Source organism: Tepidicella baoligensis (assembly GCF_013432195.1).
Taxonomy (GTDB): Bacteria; Pseudomonadota; Gammaproteobacteria; order Burkholderiales; family Burkholderiaceae_C; genus Tepidicella; species Tepidicella baoligensis.
This window is the reverse complement of record NZ_JACCDB010000001.1, coordinates 69104-89489: the sequence shown is the minus strand read 5'-3', so window position 1 is coordinate 89489 and position 20386 is coordinate 69104. Positions and strand designations below refer to the sequence as shown.

Below are 20386 nucleotides of genomic sequence, written 5' to 3'. Positions count from 1 at the left end.
GTTCATTCATGAGAGCCGTTTTCTGGTTCCTGTTTCTGGCGGCCTTGGCGGTGGCCCTGGCGCTGCTGGTAGGAGACAACACCGCCACCGTCACGGTGTTCTGGCATCCGTGGCGGCTCGACATGTCGCTCAACCTGGTGCTGTTCACCCTCGTGGCTGGGTTCGTGCTGCTGCACCTCACCTTGCGTGGCCTGTCGCTGCTGCGTGGCCTGCCACAGCAGGCGCACCGCTGGCGGGCCCACCAGCTGGAGCGCGCCGTCTATGTCTCGCTGCTGGATGCGGTCACCTACCAGTTGGCCGGGCGTTTCGTGAGGGCCCAGGCTGCAGCGCGTCATGCGCTGCAGGTGCTCGAAGGCTTGCCGGCCGACGGCGGCATGGCACGCCGGTCCCAGTGGCAGGTGCTGGCGCTTTTGTTGGAGGCGGAAAGCGCACAGGCGCTGGGCAACGCCGAACGGCGCGACCAGGCCATGGAGGCGCTGGTCCGCATCACCGATGCCGATGCCAGCACTGCCCGAGAAGGGGCCATCTTGCGCGCCGCCGCCTGGGCTTTGAAAGGCCGAGACGCCACCGCCGCCCGAGACTGGCTCCGGTTGTTGCCCCAGGGGGCGGCCCGGCGTATCCAGGCGGTGCGCCTGCGCCTGAAACTGGCCCAGCTCGAGCGCGATACCCCCGTGGCATTGGACATGGTGCGCCTGCTCACCAAACACAAGGCATTTTCCCCGGCCGTGGCCGCCAGCCTGCTCAAGGGCTTGCTCAACGACAGCTTCCGACAAGCCCATGACCTGGCCCAGTTGCTCCAGGTCTGGCAGGCGCTTGAACCGCACGAACGCCGCGACCCTGCCCTGGCCTTGCAGTTTTCGCAACGCTGGCAGCAGCTCGAGCCCTTGTCCCCGCCTTGCGCCACCGAGCCAGACGCGGAGCACCCGGCCAGCCCAGAGGGGTGGTCACACTGCGCCGAAGCCTTGGAAACGGTCTGGAGGGGGTACGCCACGCTTTCCGATCGTCAGCGCCAGGCCTGCCTGCTCTTGCTGGAGGCTTATCTGCCCCGGCTGGGGGCGCATTGGGTGTCGGAGATCGAGGCGGCGCAGCAGGCGCGGCCTGCCGATGCAGGGCTGCAATACCTGGCGGGTCAGGCCTTCATGCAGCGTCAGCTCTGGGGCAAGGCAAGCCAATTGCTCACCATGGCCAGCCACGGGCTGCAGGACCCGGAATTGCTGCGTCGCACCTGGTGCTCATTGGCCCAACTCGCCGAACAGCGTGGCGACGAAGAGGCCGCACGAGAGGCCTGGAAGCGCGCCGCGCTGAGCTGATCGGCGGCTGCCTCAGCGGGGGTTGCGCATCTTTTCCAGCCGCCGTCGCCGGGCCCAGCGTACCCGCAACATCCACAGGCCGTGGACGAGGAAATACGCCATCAGGCCGGCTACGGAGGCCACGATGGCCAGGCCCACGATGAGCGGCTTGCCCACTTTCCCCAGCTGGTGCCAGGCGTACTGGATGCGGTCCACCATGCTGAATTCGCCGGCGATTTGCTTGTCTCGTGCTTTCTTCTCGATGATGCGCTCGATCTCGTCCTCGGTGGGCTCTTCCTCGAGGAGCACGAATTTGCCGAGCTTGTAGGCCCCGTAGTAAACGGGGCCGAACGTCACCGGGTTGGTTACCAGCGTGCTGGCCACCGCCACCGGCAGGTTGGCGCGCAGGATCACCGCCATAGTGGCGGAAAACGGGATCTGCGCCACCGGAATCAGCAGGCCGAAGAACACCCCCAGCGCCAGCCCCATGGCGATGCCCTTGCGACTCATGTGCCACAGACGGGGGTGGTTCAGCCAGGGGCCGAGCCAACGCAGCCAGCGGTTGTTGTGCAGGCTGTCCTTGGTGGGCAAGAGTTTCTTCAACCGTTCGAGCATGATGTCCGTCGCAGACGCTTCGCGCACGGATGTTCATGCGCAACCTTTGATTGTCGCCGATCGGTGTGGCGCAGGCACGACGCCGTCGCACGCCAGCCGTTATGCTTGCAGGCATGGAATTGCAGGACATCTTGTTCACCCAGGGCTTCGGGACGCGACGGGTCTGCCACGGCCTGGTGCAGCAAGGATGGGTGGGCGTGGGGGAGGCTGCCGAGGTCTGCCTCGACCCGCTGGCGTCGTTCGAGCCCGAAGGGTTGGTGTTTCATGTGCAGGGACAGCGTTGGGTCTATCAGCGACTGGCCTATTTGATGCTGCACAAGCCAGCAGGTTTCGAGTGTTCCCACAAGCCCAGCGCCTGGCCCAGCGTGTACACCCTGCTGCCGCTGCCGTTGCGCCAGCGGCCGGGGGGGGCGGCCAGTGGGGTGCAGGCGGTCGGCCGCCTGGATCAGGACACCACCGGCCTGTTGCTGCTGTCCGACGACGGCCGCTTCATCCACCGCCTGTCCTCGCCCAAACACCATGTGCCCAAAGTCTATGAGGTCACATGCAAGCACCCGGTGGCTGCGCAGCAGGTCGAGCGGCTGCTGGCGGGCGTGGTGCTGGACGACGATCCCCGTCCGGTGCGGGCGCAGGCCTGCGAGGTGGTGGATGGGCACATGCTGCGCCTGACCCTGACGCAGGGCAAATACCATCAGGTCAAGCGCATGGTGGCAGCCGTTGGCAACCGGGTCGAAGCGCTGCACCGCAGCCGCATCGGCGACATCGTGCTGCCGCCGGACCTGCTGCCCGGTCAGTGGCGCTGGCTCAGCCCGGCGCAGGTCGATGCGCTCATGGCCAAGGGCTGAGGAACGCGGTCAGCGCCTCGGTCAGGGCGGTCGGCTGGTCGCGGTGCGGGCTGTGACCGCAGTCGGGCAGGGTCAGGCGCTGGGCGTGGGGCACGGCGGCCTCGATCGCGTCGAGCTGCGCCAGTGTGCCGTATTCGTCCTGCAAGCCCTGCACGAGCAGCAGTGGCGCGGTGATCGTGGCGCATTCGCGGCGGATGTCAAAGTCCCGGAAGGGAGGCGACAGCCAGACATCGTTCCATTGCCAGAACGCGTTGTCCACATCGCTGTGGTGGCGCGCCAGCCGCTCGCGCAGCGAGCCATGCAGATAGGCTTCACGGGCGCCTTCGATCGATTGGATCGATACCGGCTCCACAAACACATGCGGCGCCATGGCCACGCAGGCCGTCACCGGGTGGCGCGCGGCATGCAGCAGCGCGATGGTGGCCCCGTCGGAATGGCCGATCAGCACGGGGGCCTGCACGCCGAGGGCTCGCAGCAGGGCGGGCAGGGTGTTTTCGGCCTCGCGGTGCATGTAGTCGGGCCGGTGGCGCCCGGTGCCGCGCACATCGGGGATCGGGTCCGAGCGGCCATAGCCGCGCCGCGAATAAACCCAACCCGCGCGACCGGTGGCTGCACAGAGCTCGGCCGGCCAGTAACGGCCGCGTTGGCCCCACAGGGAGACCGAGCCCAGTCCCTCATGCAGAAACACCAGAGGGGCCCGTTCTGGACGGCTGCCCGGCAGATGCAAGACCTCCAGGGCCATGCCGTCGACCCGGACGAAGGTACTGGCTGGCGTGGTGTGCATGTCGCGATGTTACGTCCTCCATCGCCCGGAGCCTGTATCCTTCGTGTCATGCGATGGTTGGTCGATGCTCTCTGGCGTGCGGTGGCCTATTGTTTCCACCCTCGGGTCGTGGCACTCTCGGTTTTGCCGCTGGTGCTCATGGTGGCGGCCTCGTTCGCCCTGGGCTACCTGTTTTGGGATGCCGCCGTGGGAGCCGTGCTCCGCTGGTTGGATGGGTGGGAGCCGTTGACGGTCGTCATGCAAGGGCTGGCCACCTTCGGTGTGGCCGACGTCAAGCCATTTCTGGCGCCGTTGTTCGTGCTCGTGCTGGTCACGCCGGTCATCGTGGTGCTGGCGCTCTTGCTGGTGGCCCTGCTGATGACGCCGACCATGGTGGATCTGGTGGCCCAGCGCCGCTTTCCCGCGCTGGAGCGCCTGCGCGGGGGCAGTTTTCTGGGCAGTGTGGGCTGGTCCCTCTGGTCCACCCTGCTGGCGCTGCTCGCCTTGCTGGTGTCGCTGCCATTTTGGTGGATACCGCCGCTCATCCTCATCCTGCCGCCGCTGATCTGGGGCTGGCTCACCTACCGGGTGTTTGCCTTCGACGCTCTGGCCGAACATGCGAGCGCAGCGGAACGGCGTGAACTGCTGGCGCGCCATCGCTGGACGTTGCTCGCCATGGGCGTGTTGTGTGGCTACCTCGGGGCTGCGCCCAGCCTGCTCTGGGCTTCCGGGGCGGTGTTCATCGCCCTGGCGCCGTTGTTGGTGCCGCTGGCGGTGTGGATTTACGCGCTGGTTTTTGCCTTTGCGTCGCTGTGGTTCACCCATTACCTGCTGGCGGCGCTGGAGGCTTTGCGCCGCGACCGCGATCGGGTAGAAGCGATGCCTGCTGCCCCACCCCCGCCCCTGGCGTCTTCCTCCGGTGAAGTGATCGACGTGACTGCCCGCGACATCTCATGACCTCTGCTGCTCCCATACCCCGTTTCGGCCTGATCATCATCGGCGATGAAATTTTGTCCGGCAAACGCCAGGACAAGCATATGCCCAAGGTCATCGAATTGCTCACGGCGCGCGGGCTTTCGCTCGCCTGGGCCCGCTACCTGGGCGACGACCGAGCCGCCATCACAGCCGCCCTGCGCGACGCCTTCGCGAGTGGCGATACCGTCTTTTCCTGTGGCGGCATCGGGGCTACGCCCGACGACCATACCCGCCAGTGTGCAGCAGCGGCGCTCGGCGTGGAGTTGGCGCTGCACCAGCAGGCCCGGGCCTTGATCGAAGAGCGTATGCGCGACATGGCCCGGGAGCAGGGGCAACCCTACGACCCCAACCGCCCCGACAACGTGCATCGCCTCAACATGGGGGTGTTCCCGGTCGGCGCCCGCATCATTCCCAATCCCTACAACAAAATTCCGGGCTTCTCCTGCGACGGCCCAGGTGGCGGTACCGTGCATTTCGTGCCCGGCTTTCCGGTCATGGCCTGGCCCATGATCGAATGGGTGCTGGAGACCTTTCACGCCCAGGATTTCCGTCGCGTGGACTGGCGTGAACGCTCGGTGATCGTCTTCGGTGCCATGGAAGCCGCGCTCACCCCGCTGATGGAGCAGATCGAGGCGGCGCATCCCGGCGTCAAGGTCTTCAGCCTGCCGAGCGTGGACCATCCCGAATACGGTCGCCACATCGAGCTGGGCGTCAAGGGCGATGATGCCCAGACCCGTCCGGCCTTTGCGGCCCTGCTCGACGGTTTGCGTGCCTGTGGCGCCTCTTTGGGCCCTGAATTGGTGCGATGACCCGCCTATCGCCAATTTGCACCGATAATGTGCAAATATGCCCCATGTTGGGGCATGCTTGCGCATGGCGGCATGTCCGCTGTGGGGCGGCAGGCTGGCACGGTTGCTGCTACTCAGAGTCCGTTCCATTTTTTACCCCCGAAACAGGAGATTGCAGATGGCCAAAACCGTCGCCGACGTGATGAGCATGGTGAAAGAGAACGACGTCAAGTTCGTCGATTTCCGTTTCACCGATACCCGTGGCAAGGAACAGCACGTAACCGTGCCGATTTCCGCTTTTGGCGAGGACAAGTTCACCTCCGGTCACGCCTTCGACGGTTCTTCGGTGGCCGGCTGGAAAGGCATCGAGGCATCGGACATGTTGCTCATGCCCGATCCGGCGACGGCCAACATCGACCCGTTCTTCGAGGAAACCACGATCTTCATCCAGTGCGACGTGGTGGAGCCGAGCGACGGCAAGGCCTACGACCGCGACCCCCGTTCGATCGCCAAGCGTGCTGAAGCCTACCTGAAGGCCTCCGGCCTGGGCGATACCGCCTACTTCGGCCCCGAACCCGAGTTCTTCCTGTTCGACGGCGTGCGCTGGAGCACCGAGCCCGGTCGTGGTTTCTACGAAATCGAGGAATACGAGGCCCCGTGGAATTCCGGCACCAAGTTCGACAACGGCAACCGCGGCCACCGTCCGCGCACCAAGGGCGGCTATTTCCCTGTGCCGCCGGTGGACAGCACCCACGACATGCGCGCCGAGATGGTGTTGATCCTCGAATCCCTGGGCATCCCGGTCGAGGTGTTCCACCACGAGGTGGCCGGTGCCGGGCAGTGCGAGATCGGCACCAAGTTCAGCACGCTGGTGGAGCGTGCCGACTGGACGCAAACCCTCAAATACGTGATCTGGAACGTGGCCAACAGCTATGGCAAGACGGCCACTTTCATGCCCAAGCCTTACCACGGCGACAACGGTTCCGGCATGCACGTGCATCAGTCCGTCTGGAAAGACGGCAAGAACCTGTTCGCCGGCGACGGCTACGCCGGCCTGAGCGATTTCGCGCTGTACTACATCGGCGGCATCATCAAGCACGCCCGTGCCTTGAACGCCATCACCAACCCGGCCACCAACAGCTACAAGCGCCTGGTGCCGCACTTTGAAGCCCCGGTGAAGCTGGCTTATTCGGCCAAGAACCGTTCCGCGTCCATTCGCATTCCCTATGTGGCCAACCCCAAGGGTCGCCGTGTCGAGGCCCGCTTCCCCGATCCCATGGCCAACCCCTACCTGTGCTTTGCCGCGCTGCTCATGGCCGGCCTGGACGGCGTGGAAAACAAGATCCATCCGGGCGAAGCCGCCACCAAAGATCTGTACCACCTGCCGCCGGAAGAGGACAAGCTGGTGCCGACCGTGTGCCACAGCCTCGACCAGGCGCTGGATTATCTGGACCAGGACCGCGCCTTCCTCACCAAGGGCGGTGTGTTCACCGACTCCATGCTCGACGCCTACATCGACCTGAAGATGCAGGAGGTGACCCGTGCCCGCATCGAGGTCACGCCGACCGAGTTCGACATGTACTACAGCCTCTGATCGATACCCGAAACGGGCGGCCAGGGACGGGGGCGACCCCGTCCCTTTTCCGTGGGCGTGCCGCTGGGCTTCGCAGCGGTGGGTGTGACGGGTATTTTTCAGCGATACTGGGAAGCCTCGATCGGTGTTCGGCCACTCTTGCACCAAGGAAGTGATGCGTTTGCTCCCGTATTCCTCGCTCGCTCCGGTATGGACGCTGCTGGCGCTCGGCGTTGTGTCCATGTCTGCCGTTGCCCAGGGCCAGATCTGGCGTTGTGGCAACGAATACACCAACAACCCCGGCCCCCAGCCCGAAGCGCGCGGTTGCCGGGTGCTGGAAGGGGGCAATCTCACCATCGTGGAAAGCGGGCGAGCACCGCTCGGCGCGTCGTCGGCGGCATCATCGCCCGGCGCCACCCCGGCTGCGCGCAGCACTGCACCCACGGGTGCACGCGACGGCAGCGAACGTGTGAGCCGCACCGAGCAGCAGGCGCGTGACCGGGATGCGCGTTTCATCCTCGAAACCGAATGGCGCCGGGCGCAGGAGCGGCTGGCGCAACTCCAGACCGAGTACAACCAAGGTCAGCCGGAACGCCTGCCAAGTGAACAGGGGGATGAGCGGCGCTACCGAGAGCGATCTGAAGAACTCAAACGCCGACTGGAGCGCGCGCAGGCAGACGTGATCGCCATCGAGCGAGAACTCGAGCGCTTGCCGGTGACGCCGCGATGAGGCAAGGGCAGCCCATGGGTCGCCAACCCGTCGCGACGGACACGAATCGCTTCCAAGCCCTGGACATGCTGGCCACGCTGGTGTCGGTGGTGGACGCTGACGGCCACCTCCTGTTTGCCAACAACGCCCTGGAAGACGCGATCGGTCTGTCTCGGCGCAGTCTGCTGGGCGTGCCCCTGACCGACTGGTTCACCATGCCGGAGTTGCTGCAGAACGCGTTACAGGGTTCGCGCGGCAACGAGTACGCGGTGATCCGCTACGACGCCTTCCTCAAGCGGCTCAACAACGAGCCGCTGCCCGTGCACGTGGTGCTGGCCAAGAGCGATGTCCACGGCGAGGTGGTGGTCGAGATGCTGCCGCTGGAGCAGCAGACCCGCCAGGAGCGCGAGGAGCGGCTGATCGACCAGGCCCAGGCCAACAAGGAACTGATCCGCAACCTGGCCCACGAGATCAAGAACCCGCTCGGCGGCATTCGGGGCGCGGCCCAGTTGCTGCAGATGGAACTCGACTCGCGCGAGCTGGTCGAGTTCGCGCAGGTGATCATTCACGAGGCGGACCGCCTGCAGTCGTTGGTGGACCGCTTGCTGGCACCGCACCGACGCGCCCAGGTGGTCGGCGACGTGAACATCCACGAGGTCTGTGAGCGGGTACGCTCACTCATCCTGGCAGAGTTTCCCCGGGGGCTGAAGGTGGTGCGGGACTACGACACCTCCATCCCCGAGTTCCGGGGCGATCGCGAGCAGCTCATCCAGGCCGTGCTCAACATCGCCCACAACGCGGCGCAGGCGCTCGAGGAGCGCATCGCCGCCGGCGATGCCGAGATCGTTTTTCGCACCCGCGTGCTGCGCCAGGTCACGTTCGGCCGGCAGCGCTACCGGCTGGCACTGGAATTGCATGTGATCGACAACGGGCCCGGCGTGCCCGAAGAGATCAAGGACCGCATCTTCTACCCGCTGGTGTCGGGGCGCGATGGCGGCTCCGGCCTGGGGCTGACGCTGGCGCAGACGTTTGTCCAGCAGCACCATGGCTTGATCGAATGCGACAGTGAGCCGGGCCGTACGGACTTCAAACTGTTGATTCCCCTGCCGTGACCGGGGCAGCTGGTGGGGGGCAGAAAACGAAAGAGGACACGCTCGCATGAAACCCATCTGGATCGTGGACGATGACCAATCCATCCGGTTCGTCCTGGAAAAGGCCCTGCAGCGCGAGAGTTTGCCGACCCGCAGCTTCACCCACCCCCGCGAAGTGCTGGACGCGCTGGCCGATGCGACCGACGAAGGCCCGCAGGTTTTGGTGAGCGACATCCGCATGCCCGGTGGTTCCGGCCTGGATTTGCTGGACAAGGTCAAGCAGCAGATGCCGGGCTTGCCGGTGATCATCATGACGGCGTTCTCCGACCTGGACAGCGCGGTGTCGGCGTTTCAGGGCGGCGCGTTCGAGTACCTGCCCAAGCCGTTCGATCTGCCCAAGGCCGTGGAGCTCATCCGCCGGGCGGTGGAAGAGAGCCAGCGCGAGGAGGTCGAGGAGGAGCGTCTGAGCGCGGTCCCCGAAATGCTGGGGCAGGCCCCGGCCATGCAGGACGTGTTTCGCGCCATCGGCCGTTTGAGCCAGAGCAATGTGACGGTGCTCATCACCGGTGAGTCGGGCTCCGGCAAGGAACTGGTGGCCCGCGCGCTGCACAAGCATTCGCCCCGGGCCAAAGGGCCGTTCGTCGCCATCAACACCGCGGCGATCCCGAAGGACCTGTTGGAAAGCGAGCTGTTCGGGCACGAGCGTGGCGCCTTCACAGGGGCCCAGACCATGCGGCGTGGGCGTTTCGAGCAGGCCGAAGGCGGCACCCTGTTCCTGGACGAGATCGGCGACATGCCGTTCGACCTGCAGACGCGCCTGCTGCGTGTGCTCAGCGACGGGCACTTCTACCGCGTCGGTGGCCACAGCGCGGTCAAGGCCCATGTGCGGGTGATCGCGGCCACCCACCAGAACCTGGAGCAGCGGGTCAAGGAAGGGGCGTTCCGCGAAGACCTGTTCCACCGGCTCAATGTGATTCGCCTGCGCCTGCCGGCGCTGCGCGAGCGCCGCGAGGATGTGCCCTTGCTTACGCGTTTCTTCTTGCAACAGAGCGCCAAGCAGCTTGGTGTGGAGCCCAAACGGATTTCGGATGCAGCGCTCAAGGTGATGTGTGCCTTCGATTTTCCGGGCAATGTGCGCCAGCTCGAAAACATCTGTCACTGGCTCACGGTGATGGCGCCTGCCCAGTCGATCGAGGTCAAGGATCTGCCGCCGGAGCTGCTCGGGGCTTCCGGGCCCGATGCCAGCGTGGTGGCGTCCGCCCAGGCGGGGCCGGACATGCCGGTGCCGGCCGCGACCGAAGCGCCGTCGCCCCCCCTGTCCGTGGCCCAACCCGTCGTCGCACCGGTACAGGGGGCGGCGCCAGGGTGGGAGCAGGGCTTGCGGGCCGAAGCCCTGGCCTTGCTGAGCGAGGGGCGCCCCGATGTCTGGGACCTGCTCACGCGCCGTTTCGAGACCAGCCTGATCCAGACCGCATTGGCCTGCACCCGGGGGCGCCGCATCGAGGCGGCGCAAAAGCTCGGCATCGGCCGCAACACCATCACCCGCAAGATCCAGGAGTTGAACCTCGAATGAGGGGCAGCCTCACGCCAGTGTGAGCACCACCGGGGCGTGATCGCTCGGTTGCGGATTCTTGCGCGGTGCGCGATCCACTTCGCAACCGGTCGCTCGGGCCTTGAGCGCGTCGGTCACGAGGATGTGGTCGATGCGCATTCCGCGGTTCTTCTGGAAGCCCAGCATGCGGTAGTCCCACCAACTGAAGGTTTTCGGCGGGTGCGGGAACAGGCGGTGGGCGTCGTGCAGACCCAGTGCGATGAGCGCCTGCAAGTGGGCGCGTTCTTCGTTGGTGCAGTGGATGGTCTCCCGCAGCCCTTCGGGGTCCCAGACGTCGGCGTCGTCGAAGGTGATGTTGAAGTCGCCCATGAGCGCCAGCCGGGGATGCTGGCCCAATTCGCTGGCCAACCACTCGCGCAGGGCTTGCAGCCAGCGCATCTTGTACGCGAACTTGTCGGAGCCTGGGGCCTGCCCGTTGGGAAAGTAGGCGCCGATCACGCGCACCGCGTCATCGCCTGCGCCGTAGGTGGCGGCGATCACGCGGGCCTGCTCATCGGGGAAGCCGGGGATGTTGCGCACCACGTCAAACGGCGGGGTGCGGGAAACCAGGGCCACGCCGTTGTAGGTTTTCTGTCCGAACCAGGCGGCGTGGTAGCCGGCTTCCTCGAAGGCCTGGGCGGGGAATTTGTCGTCGCTGAGCTTGATTTCCTGCAGGGCCAGCACGTCCACCGGTGCGGTTTGGGCCTGTTTGGCCAGCCAGTCCAGCACCTGGGGCAGGCGCACGCTCAATGAATTGATGTTCCAAGTGGCCAGTTTCATGCGCACAATGTAAGCGATATGAAGACGCCCCAAGCCGCCTTGCCCGATTTTCGCAACCTGGGGGTGTTGCTGCGGGCGCTGGTGCTGGCCGAGGGCCTGCGCCTGGTGGTGTGGTGGGTGCGGGAGCCGGGTTGGGACACTTGGTGGAGCGGCTATGTCGAGCAAGCCCTGCTCTACGAGCCCGTCCTGCTCACGGCCGTGTTGCTGTTGTATTGGTGGCAACCCTGGCTGGCGCAGACATCGTACGCCAGGGGGTGCGCGGCCGTCATGGCCGTGGCCGCCCTGTCGGCCGTGGGCTGGCACACCGCTGTGACGTGGGGCTTGAGTCTGGCGCTGCCGGTCACGGCCTGGCACAGCGCCACCGTGGCGGCGCTGGTGGCAGGGGCGGTGTTGTTCTACTTCAATTGGCGCCACCACCGCTTGTCGCCCGCGCTGGCCGAGGCCCGCGTCACGGCGCTGCAGGCGCGCATCCGGCCCCATTTTCTGTTCAACAGCCTCAACAGCGCCATGGCACTGTTGCGCACCCAGCCGCGCCAAGCCGAGGCGGTGTTGCAGGATCTGGCGGACTTGTACCGCGCGCTGCTCTCCGATGCGCGGGTGCTGGTGCCATTGGCGCAAGAACTGCAACTCGCCAAGGCCTATGTGGACATCGAGCGCGTTCGTCTGGGGGATCGGCTGCGCATGCACTGGCTGACCCACAACGCCCCGCAAGACGCGCTGGTGCCGCCGCTGCTGCTGCAACCTTTGCTGGAGAATGCGGTGCGCTATGGGGTGGAGCCCGCACCCGGCGGCGCGGACGTGACGCTCGAAATCTACGCCGAGGACGATCGTTTGCTGATCTTTGTGCGCAACGACCTACCCCCCCAGCCGCTGGGTGCGGTGGCCGGGGGCAACCACATGGCGCTGGGCAACATCCGCGAGCGGCTGGAACTGCATTTCGACGCCGAGGCGCAACTCAAGCGCCACACCACCGAACGCGAGCACGTGGTGACGGTGCGCATTCCCCGGCGCAGGCGCTGAATTGCCGCCGTGGGGTTCAGGCCAGGGCGGTTTGCGCGATCACCACTTCACCGCGCAGCGAGTGCGGCAAGGCCTGGGTGATGCGCACGTCCAGCATCTGGCCGATCAGACGGCTGGCGTTGGGGCCCGCATCGAAGTTGACGATGCGGTTGCATTCGGTGCGGCCCATGAGTTCCTGCGGGTTCTTTTTGGAAGGCCCAGTCACCAGGATGCGCTGCACGGTGCCGACCCGGCTGGCGCTGATGCGCTGCACGTTTTCCTCGATGGTGGCCTGCAGGTGTTGCAAGCGTTGCAGCTTCACCTCGTGCGGGGTGTCGTCGGGCAGGTTGGCGGCCGGGGTGCCGGGGCGCGGGCTGAAGATGAAGCTGAAGGACGTGTCGTAGCCCACGTCGGTGATGAGCTTCATCATCTTCTGGAAGTCTTCCTCGGTTTCGCCGGGGAAGCCGACGATGAAGTCGCTGCTCAGGGACAGGTCGGGCCGGATCGCGCGCAGCTTGCGGATCGTGCTCTTGTATTCCATCGCGGTGTAGCCGCGCTTCATGGCCATGAGGATCTTGTCGCTGCCATGCTGCACCGGCAGGTGCAGGTGGCTCACCAGCTTCGGGATTTTGGCGTAGGCCTCGATGAGCCGGGGCGTGAATTCGTTGGGGTGGCTGGTGGTGTAACGGATGCGCTCGATGCCGGGGATTTCGGCCACGTATTCCAGCAGCAGCGCGAAGTCGGCGATCTCGCCGCTGTCGCCCATCGTCCCACGGTAGGCGTTCACGTTCTGGCCCAGCAGCGTGACTTCCTTCACCCCCTGGTCGGCCAGACCGGCCACTTCCACCAGCACGTCCTCGAACGGGCGGCTGAATTCCTCGCCACGGGTGTAGGGCACCACGCAGTAGCTGCAGTATTTGCTGCAGCCTTCCATGATGGACACGAAGGCACTCGCCCCCTCCACCTTGGCGGGGGGCAGGTGGTCGAACTTCTCGATTTCGGGGAAGCGGATGTCCACCTGCGGGCGGGCCTGGCGCTCGCGCTCTTCCAGCAGTTGCGGCAGGCGGTGCAGGGTTTGCGGCCCGAACACCACGTCCACGAAGGGCGCGCGCTTGATGATCTCCTCGCCTTCCTGGCTGGCCACGCAGCCGCCCACGCCGATGAGCACGCCTTTCTTCTTCAAGTGCTTGACGCGGCCCAGGTCGCTGAACACCTTTTCCTGGGCCTTTTCGCGCACCGAGCAGGTATTGAACAGGATCAGGTCGGCTTCCTCCACATTCTGGGTGGGTTCGTAGCCCTGGGCGGCGCCCAGCACGTCGGCCATCTTGTCCGAGTCGTACTCGTTCATCTGGCAGCCGAAGGTTTTGATGAAGACTTTTTTGCTCATGATGGGTCAGCGTGACTGGTGTAAATCCAGGGGCTGTGGAGAAGTGGAAAGCCCTTGATTCTACCGAGCGGGGCTAATTTCGGCGCCAACCCGGGTGTGGCATGCGTTCGTCAGGACGCAGAGCGGGCGATACGAGCGGCCAGCCGAGCGCCCACCCGGGCGGTGAGGCCGTCGCGGTCCAGAGTTGGGTTGAGTTCGGCGATGTCGGCGGCGACCACCTTGCGGCTGTCCAGCACCGTGTCGATCAGCGCCTGTACCGTAGCCAAAGGCACACCGAGCGACGATGGCGCGCTGACGCCGGGGGCCTGGCCACCGGGCAACACGTCCAGGCACACCGTGAGGTACACCGCGTCACAGGCGGCCAAGTCCCGTTCCAGCTTGGCGCGCGCGGCGGCCACGCCCGATTCGGTCTGCAGGGATTCGTCCAGCGCGTAGCGCACGCCCAGGGCGTGGGCCCGGTCGAACAGGGCCTGGGTGTTGCCGTAGGGGCTGATGCCGAGCACGTGGTAGTCGAACGACCGCCCGTTGGCTTGGCAGGCCTCGGCAATCTGGCGAAACGGCGTGCCTGAATTGCCTTGAGTGGCTTGGCGCAGGTCGAAATGGGCGTCGAAGTTGACGATCAACAGTCGTTCGCTCGAGGGCCGGGCGCGGGCGATGCCCTGGAAGGTGCCCCAGGCCACTTCATGCCCGCCGCCGAGCACCAAAGGCAAGCTGTGCCGGGCCAAGGCGTCGGCCACCCGTTCGGCCAACGCCGACTGGGCGGCTTCGAGGTCGTGGTGGTCACAGCGCACGTCGCCCGCATCCCACAGGGTGGGCTCATCGATCACCGGCAGGTTGGCCAGAGCGGCGCGCAACGCAGAGGGCCCTTCGGCGGCGCCTGGGCGGCCACCGTTGCGGCTGACGCCTTCGTCCGAAGCGAAGCCCATCAGGGCGACCCCGCCTTGAGAGGAGGGCGTCCAGGGGCGGATTTGTTGGTGCCAGCGGGTGGAGGGGCCGGTTTCCTCGGGGTCGATGCGGCCTTGCCAGATGAAGGGGGTGCCGCTCATGAGCATTCCTCGCCACCCACCACCACGCAGCGGCAGGGTGTGTGACCAAACCAGTAGGTGAGTTCGTTGGGGTGTTCCAGGTCCCACAGGGCGAGGTCGGCGCGCTGGCCGGGGGCGAGGGTGCCCCGGTCGTGCAAACCCAGTGCGCGCGCGGCATGCACCGTGATGCCGCGCACGGCTTCCAGTGGGGTGAGGCGGAAGAAGCTGCAGGCCATGTGGGCCATGAGCGGCAGCGACAACGCGGGTGAGGTGCCGGGGTTGTGGTCGGTGGACACAGCCATGGGCACGCCGGCCTCGCGCAGCGCGGCCACCGGGGGCAACTTCGTTTCGCGCAGCATGTAAAACGCCCCGGGCAACAGCACCGCCACGGTGCCGGCGGCTTTCATGGCGGCAATGCCTTCCGGGCTCAGGTGCTCCAGGTGGTCGCACGAGAGCGCGCCGAAGGAGGCGGCGAGCGCCGCGCCGCCCTGGTCTGACAACTGCTCCGCATGGAGTTTGACCGGCAGCCCCAAGGACCGTGCCGCTTCAAACACCTGGCGGGTTTGTGCGGGGGTGAAGCCGATGGTCTCGCAGAAGGCGTCGACCGCGTCCACCAGTCCCTGGGCGTGCAGGGTGGGCAGCCAGGTGCACACGGCATCGATGTAGTCGTCCGGCCGGCCCTCGAATTCGGGAGGCAGGGCATGCGCCCCCAGAAAGGTGGTGCGCACCGACAGGCCCGTTTCGTTCCCCAGGCGCCGCGCCACGCGCAGGCAGCGCGCCTCGGCCTCCAGCGACAGCCCATACCCGGATTTCACCTCCAGCGTGGTCACGCCCTGCTGTCTGAGCACCTGCGTACGGCGCACGGCCTGTGCCAGCAATTCCTCCTCACTGGCCGCGCGGGTGGCCGCCACCGTGGAGCGGATGCCACCGCCCGCCCGGGCGATCTGCTCGTAACTGACGCCATTCAGGCGCAGCTCGGCCTCGTCGGCCCGGCGCCCGCCATACACCAGGTGGGTGTGGCAATCGACCAGGCCGGGCGTGAGCAGGCCGCCGCCCAGATCGTGTTCTTCGTCCACGCTCAGATCCGACGGGAGATCGGCCACGGGGCCTACCCAGGCGATGCGCTCGTCCTCGGTGAGCAATGCGCCGTGTTCCAGCAGGCCCCAATCGGTGCCGGTGAGGGTGGCCAGTCGGGCTTGACGCCACAGCCGCCGGATCGGTTTCTGGTGCATGCTCAGCCCGTCCACAGCGTACTCAGCACATCGGCATTGCCGTGCGCGGCCTGCCCGGCCAGTACCAGGGCCTTGGCGGCTTCGATGTCGGGAGCGAAGAGGCGGTCGCGTTCGTAAAACGGCACTTGCGCACGCAAGGTGGCTTGGGCCTTTTGCAGGCGAGGCGAAGTCTGCAGAGGGCGGTGGAAGTCCACCCCTTGCGCCGCAGCCAGCCACTCGATGCCCAGGATGGTGGCGGTGTTGTCGGCCATCTCGGCCAGGCGGCGACCGGCGTAGGTTGCCATGCTCACGTGGTCCTCCTGGTTGGCGCTGGTGGGCAGGCTGTCCACACTCGCCGGGTGGGCGTGGGACTTGTTTTCCGAGGCCAACGCGGCGGCGGTGACGTGGGCGATCATGAAGCCGCTGTTCAGCCCCGGGTTGTCCACCAGGAAGGGCGGCAGGCCCGAGAGCGTGCTGTCGATCAACAGCGCGATGCGCCGCTCCGAAATCGCGCCGATTTCGCTGATGGCCAGGGCCAGCGTGTCGGCTGCAAACGCCACGGGCTCGGCGTGGAAGTTGCCGCCCGAGAGCACGTCACCGGTGTCGGTGAACACCAGCGGGTTGTCGGTCACGGCGTTGGCCTCGATCAGCAGTGTGCGTGCGGCCTGGACAATGAGGTCGCGGCAGGCACCCATGACCTGGGGTTGGCAGCGCAGGCTGTAGGGGTCCTGTACGCGCTCGTCGTTGTCCAGGTGGGATAGGCGGATCTGGCTGCCCTGCAGCAGGGCTCGAGTCACGGCTGCTTGGGCGATCTGGCCTGGTTGGCCCCGCACGGCGTGGATGCGCGGGTCGAAAGGTGCATCGCTGCCCTTGGCGGCATCGACGCACAGGGCCCCGATGACGGTGCCGGCTTCCAGCAGGCGTTCGGCCATGAACAGGCCGTGTAGGGCCAGCGCGGTCGATACCTGGGTGCCGTTGATGAGCGCCAGCCCTTCCTTGGCCGCCAGCGTCAGCGGCTCGATTCCCGCGCGGCGCAGGGCTTCGGCCGCCGGTTGCCATTGGCCCTGATACCAGGCTTCGCCTTCACCCATGAGCGCCAACGTCATGTGCGACAGGGGCGCCAGGTCGCCCGAAGCACCCACCGAACCTTTGACCGGAATGCGCGGCACGATGCCGGCATTGAGCACGGCGAGCAGCGTGTCCACCACCACCGGGCGCACGCCCGAATAGCCGCGCGCCAGGCTGGCGGCTTTCATGACCATGACCAGGCGCACCGTGGCCGCGCGCATGGGCTCGCCGACCCCCACCGAGTGCGAGAGGATGAGGTTGCGTTGCAGGGCTTCCAGTTGCTCGTCCGGGATGCGCGTCTTGGCCAGTTTGCCAAAGCCGGTGTTGATGCCGTAGGCCGCATTGCCTCGATCCACGATGGCCTCAATGGCGGCGCTGGACTCTGCCATGGTCTCACCAGCCTGGGCAGGCAGGGTGGCATGCACCGGGCCGAGCCAGACGGTGCGCAGGTCGGTCAGGGTCATCTGGCCGGGCTGGAGCAGCAAGGGTGTCGTCATGTTGGTCATCATGCACGCAACATCGGCAAGTGCAAGCCCTGTTTCTTCGCGGTTTCGATCGCGAGCTCATAGCCTGCATCCGCGTGGCGCATCACGCCCGATCCGCAGTCGTTGACCAGCACCCGCGCCAGGCGCTCGGCGGCGGCGTCGGTGCCGTCGGCCACGATGACCATGCCTGCATGCTGGGAGTAGCCCATGCCCACACCACCGCCATGGTGCAGGCTGACCCAGGTGGCGCCGCTGGCGGTGTTGAGCAGGGCGTTGAGCAGTGGCCAGTCGCTGACGGCGTCGGTGCCGTCGCGCATGCCTTCGGTTTCGCGGTTGGGGCTGGCCACCGAGCCGGTGTCGAGGTGGTCGCGGCCGATCACGATGGGCGCCTTGAGCTCGCCTTTGCGCACCATCTCGTTGAAGGCCAGGCCGGCGACATGGCGCTCGCCCAGGCCCAGCCAGCAGATGCGCGCGGGCAGGCCTTGGAAGGCTATGCGCTCGCGCGCCATGTCCAGCCAGCGGTGGGTGTGGTGGTTGTCGGGGAAGAGTTCCTTGATCTTGGCGTCGGTCTTGTAGATGTCTTGCGGATCGCCAGAAAGGGCGACCCAACGGAACGGCCCCTTGCCTTCGCAGAACAGCGGGCGGATGTAGGCCGGCACGAAGCCGGGGAAGTCGAAGGCGTTCTTGACCCCCTGGTCGAACGCCACCTGGCGGATGTTGTTGCCGTAGTCCACGGTGGGCACGCCCATGGCGTGGAAATCGAGCATGGCTTGCACGTGCACGGCGCAACTCTTGGCGGCAGCCTCCTTCAGGGCAGCGTGCTGCGACGGGTCTTGCTGCGCCGCCTTCCATTGCGCCACCGTCCAGCCGGCCGGCAGGTAGCCATGGATGAGGTCGTGGGCAGAGGTCTGGTCGGTGACGATGTCCGGGCGCATGCCGCCGGCCCGGGCACGCCTGACCAGTTCCGGCAATATCTCGGCCGCGTTGCCCAGCAACGCGATCGACACCGCCTCTTTCTGTGTGGTGTGTTTTTTGATGAGCTCCAAGGCATGGTCGATGTCGCGCGCCTGCTGATCCACGTAGCGCGTGCGCAGACGGAAATCGATCCTGCTCTGCTGGCACTCGATGTTGAGCGAACAGGCGCCGGCCAGTGTGGCGGCCAGAGGCTGCGCGCCACCCATGCCACCCAGACCGGCAGTCAGGACCCACTTGCCCGACAGGTCGCCCCCGTAATGCTGGCGGCCGGCTTCCATGAAGGTTTCGAAGGTGCCCTGCACAATGCCCTGGCTGCCGATGTAGATCCAGCTGCCGGCGGTCATCTGGCCATACATGAACAGGCCTTTGCGGTCGAGTTCGTTGAAGTGCTCCCAGGTGGCCCACTTGGGCACCAGGTTGGAGTTCGCCAGCAGCACGCGCGGGGCGTTGGGGTGGGTCTTGAACACCCCCACCGGCTTGCCCGACTGGATCAGCAGCGACTCGTCGTCGTTGAGCTCCTTCAGCGTGGCCAGGATCTGGTCGAAGCAAGCCCAGTCGCGTGCCGCGCGGCCGATCCCGCCGTACACCACCAGGGATTGCGGGTTCTCGGCGACCTCGGGGTCCAGGTTGTTTTGGATCATCCGGTAGGCGGCTTCGGTCAGCCAGTTCTTGCAATGCAGTGTGGTGCCGCGCGGGGCGCGGATCACGCGGGATGGATCGGTACGGGGATCGGTTCCGGTATTCATGGGGACTCCTGGTAGGAAGAGGGGAGAAAGACTCTCAGGCCGTGGGCAGCCAGCCGATGGACAGACCCACTGCAATGACGGCCGCTCCCAGCACGATGCTCAGCACCGTGCGCAACAGCCAGACGATCAACAGGTGGGACACGCGCAGCGGAATACCGGTCGCCAGGATGCAGGGGATGCAGCCCGACAGGAACAGCACCATGCTCACCGACACGATGGCGGCCAAGGCGCGCACCGCGAACTCGGCTTCTTTCAGCAGGATGGCGGGCAGGAACATCTCGGCCAGACCGGAGGCAAAGGCGCCGCTGGCGGCGCTCGCCCCGGTGGTGCCCAGCATCACGTCGGCCAGCATCAGGGCTGGCTTGAGCAGCAAACCGATCCATTCGAACACGGGTGTGAACTTGGCGAGGCACAGGCCGGCAAAACCCACCGCCAGAATGCTGGCCACCACGGTGGCCGACATGCGCAGCCCGTCGAGCAGGTTGCTCCACAGCATGCGGTGCAGCGGTTCGCGGTGGGTGTATCGGGCGATGCCAGCGTCCAGCGCGCGACTGAGGCGGTTGCGTTCGCTGGCGATTTCGGGGGCTACATCCTGATGAGGCAGGCGCGAAATCGGGGGCAGGTAGGCCGTGATGGAGGTGACTGCGAAGGTGACCAGCAGCGTGGCCCAGAAATAGAACGTCCAGTACTCCATCAGGCCCAGGGTGCGCGCCACCACGACCATGAAGGTGGCCGAGACGGTAGAGAAACCGGTGGCGATGACCGCGGCGTCTCGCACCGAATAGCGGCCCTGCGCGTACATCTTGCTCGTGACCAACAGGCCCACGGAGTAGCTGCCCACGAACGAGGCGACCGCATCCAGGGCCGAATACCCCGGCGTGCGGAACAGCGGGCGCATCACGCGCTGCAACAGTACACCGATGATTTCCAGCAGACCGAAGCCGAGCAAGAACGTCAGCGCCAGCGCACCGATGGGAATCAGCACGCCCACCGACAAGGCCAGCCGCTCGAACAGGAAGGGCAGCATGTCGTGCTGGTTGGCCCAGTCCGGCGTCAAGTCGGCGAGGTGCACTACGGCCAGTGCCAGCCCCGCCCATTTGATGGTGGTGAACAGCAAAGCACCGGAGCTGCGCCGCCAGGAGCCATCCTGCAGGGGTCGCACCGCACCCCACACCATGAGCGCCATGATGAACACCACCGCCAACAGGCGCTGTTCACGCACGATGTAGCTGCTGATATGGTCCACTGGAATGGTGCTGCGTCCGCCGAGTTCGATCTGGGCGAAGAACAGAAATACACCCACACCGCTGAACAGCAGGAGCTTGATGAGGTCCAGGGCACGGCTACCGCGCACGGGTGTCGATTCCGGGGACTGGTCTTTCATGAGTGGTCTCCTCGAAAATCTATACAAATCAAATTGAATATTGAAAAATTGTATATACATTATCGAGCGGATCTTTTCTGGACGTCA

At 66.1% G+C, this 20386-nt stretch carries 18 protein-coding genes; 9 read left to right on the top strand and 9 right to left on the bottom strand.

Features of this window, described 5'->3' with window-relative positions:
- The first annotated feature begins 8 nt into the window (after window positions 1-8).
- Window positions 9-1310, top strand: a complete 1302-nt coding sequence (locus HZS63_RS00430; RefSeq protein WP_180682052.1) for a heme biosynthesis protein HemY — start codon at window positions 9-11, stop codon at window positions 1308-1310.
- 12 nt (window positions 1311-1322) lie between these two features.
- Here HZS63_RS00430 and HZS63_RS00425 read toward each other — a convergent pair whose 3' ends face one another.
- Entirely contained in the window at window positions 1323-1931 is a 609-nt protein-coding gene (locus tag HZS63_RS00425) for a DUF2062 domain-containing protein (RefSeq protein ID WP_343039930.1), read from the bottom strand.
- 86 nt (window positions 1932-2017) lie between these two features.
- Here HZS63_RS00425 and HZS63_RS00420 point away from each other — a divergent pair, with 86 nt between their 5' ends.
- The gene (locus HZS63_RS00420; RefSeq protein WP_180682500.1) at window positions 2018-2749 is read left to right on the top strand and encodes a 16S rRNA pseudouridine(516) synthase; all 732 of its coding nucleotides are present in this window, start codon (window positions 2018-2020) and stop codon (window positions 2747-2749) included.
- Here the strand turns inward: HZS63_RS00420 and HZS63_RS00415 are convergent.
- Window positions 2733-3533: an alpha/beta fold hydrolase gene (locus HZS63_RS00415; RefSeq protein WP_180682051.1), complete on the bottom strand. Its 801-nt coding sequence runs from the start codon at window positions 3531-3533 to the stop codon at window positions 2733-2735. The two genes, HZS63_RS00420 and HZS63_RS00415, sit on opposite strands and share 17 nt — an antisense overlap.
- 48 nt (window positions 3534-3581) lie before the next feature.
- On the opposite strand from HZS63_RS00415, the gene HZS63_RS00410 reads away from it, so the two are divergent.
- The 6 genes from HZS63_RS00410 to ntrC all read left to right on the top strand — a co-directional run bounded on the left by HZS63_RS00410 (window position 3582) and on the right by ntrC (window position 10221).
- A complete protein-coding gene (locus tag HZS63_RS00410) occupies window positions 3582-4469 on the top strand; it encodes an EI24 domain-containing protein (protein WP_180682050.1) in 888 nt (295 codons plus the stop codon).
- Window positions 4466-5296, top strand: coding sequence for a competence/damage-inducible protein A (locus tag HZS63_RS00405; RefSeq protein ID WP_180682049.1), 831 nt, complete (start codon window positions 4466-4468; stop codon window positions 5294-5296). The genes HZS63_RS00410 and HZS63_RS00405 overlap by 4 nt, the downstream gene beginning before the upstream one ends.
- 157 nt (window positions 5297-5453) lie before the next feature.
- Window positions 5454-6869, top strand: coding sequence for a type I glutamate--ammonia ligase (glnA, locus tag HZS63_RS00400; RefSeq protein ID WP_180682048.1), 1416 nt, complete (start codon window positions 5454-5456; stop codon window positions 6867-6869).
- A 154-nt stretch (window positions 6870-7023) separates the two neighbouring features.
- Window positions 7024-7578, top strand: coding sequence for a hypothetical protein (locus HZS63_RS00395; RefSeq protein WP_246316063.1), 555 nt, complete (start codon window positions 7024-7026; stop codon window positions 7576-7578).
- Between the two features lie 14 nt (window positions 7579-7592).
- The gene (glnL, locus tag HZS63_RS00390; protein ID WP_246316060.1) at window positions 7593-8669 is read left to right on the top strand and encodes a nitrogen regulation protein NR(II); all 1077 of its coding nucleotides are present in this window, start codon (window positions 7593-7595) and stop codon (window positions 8667-8669) included.
- Window positions 8670-8715: 46 nt separating this feature from the next.
- On the top strand, window positions 8716-10221 hold the full coding sequence (gene ntrC, locus HZS63_RS00385) for a nitrogen regulation protein NR(I) (protein WP_180682046.1): 1506 nt from the start codon (window positions 8716-8718) through the stop codon (window positions 10219-10221).
- Between the two features lie 9 nt (window positions 10222-10230).
- On the opposite strand, the gene xth is transcribed toward ntrC, so the two are convergent.
- The gene (gene xth / locus HZS63_RS00380) at window positions 10231-11019 is read right to left on the bottom strand and encodes an exodeoxyribonuclease III (RefSeq protein WP_180682045.1); all 789 of its coding nucleotides are present in this window, start codon (window positions 11017-11019) and stop codon (window positions 10231-10233) included.
- A gap of 18 nt (window positions 11020-11037) precedes the next feature.
- On the opposite strand from xth, the gene HZS63_RS00375 reads away from it, so the two are divergent.
- Window positions 11038-12039: a sensor histidine kinase gene (locus HZS63_RS00375; protein WP_180682044.1), complete on the top strand. Its 1002-nt coding sequence runs from the start codon at window positions 11038-11040 to the stop codon at window positions 12037-12039.
- Window positions 12040-12055: 16 nt separating this feature from the next.
- Here the strand turns inward: HZS63_RS00375 and miaB are convergent, their stop codons facing one another.
- The 6 genes from miaB to HZS63_RS00345 all read right to left on the bottom strand — a co-directional run bounded on the left by miaB (window position 12056) and on the right by HZS63_RS00345 (window position 20299).
- The gene (miaB, locus tag HZS63_RS00370) at window positions 12056-13405 is read right to left on the bottom strand and encodes a tRNA (N6-isopentenyl adenosine(37)-C2)-methylthiotransferase MiaB (RefSeq protein WP_180682043.1); all 1350 of its coding nucleotides are present in this window, start codon (window positions 13403-13405) and stop codon (window positions 12056-12058) included.
- 110 nt (window positions 13406-13515) lie between these two features.
- Window positions 13516-14451, bottom strand: coding sequence for a formimidoylglutamase (gene hutG, locus HZS63_RS00365; RefSeq protein WP_343039929.1), 936 nt, complete (start codon window positions 14449-14451; stop codon window positions 13516-13518).
- Window positions 14448-15662, bottom strand: coding sequence for an imidazolonepropionase (gene hutI / locus HZS63_RS00360; RefSeq protein WP_180682041.1), 1215 nt, complete (start codon window positions 15660-15662; stop codon window positions 14448-14450). The genes hutG and hutI overlap by 4 nt, the downstream gene beginning before the upstream one ends.
- Window positions 15663-15664: 2 nt before the next feature.
- A complete protein-coding gene (gene hutH, locus HZS63_RS00355; RefSeq protein ID WP_180682498.1) occupies window positions 15665-17215 on the bottom strand; it encodes a histidine ammonia-lyase in 1551 nt (516 codons plus the stop codon).
- Window positions 17215-18915, bottom strand: a complete 1701-nt coding sequence (gene hutU, locus HZS63_RS00350) for a urocanate hydratase (protein WP_180682040.1) — start codon at window positions 18913-18915, stop codon at window positions 17215-17217. The genes hutH and hutU overlap by 1 nt, the downstream gene beginning before the upstream one ends.
- Window positions 18916-18949: 34 nt before the next feature.
- Window positions 18950-20299, bottom strand: a complete 1350-nt coding sequence (locus HZS63_RS00345; protein ID WP_180682039.1) for a YjiH family protein — start codon at window positions 20297-20299, stop codon at window positions 18950-18952.
- Window positions 20300-20386: the final 87 nt, after the last annotated feature.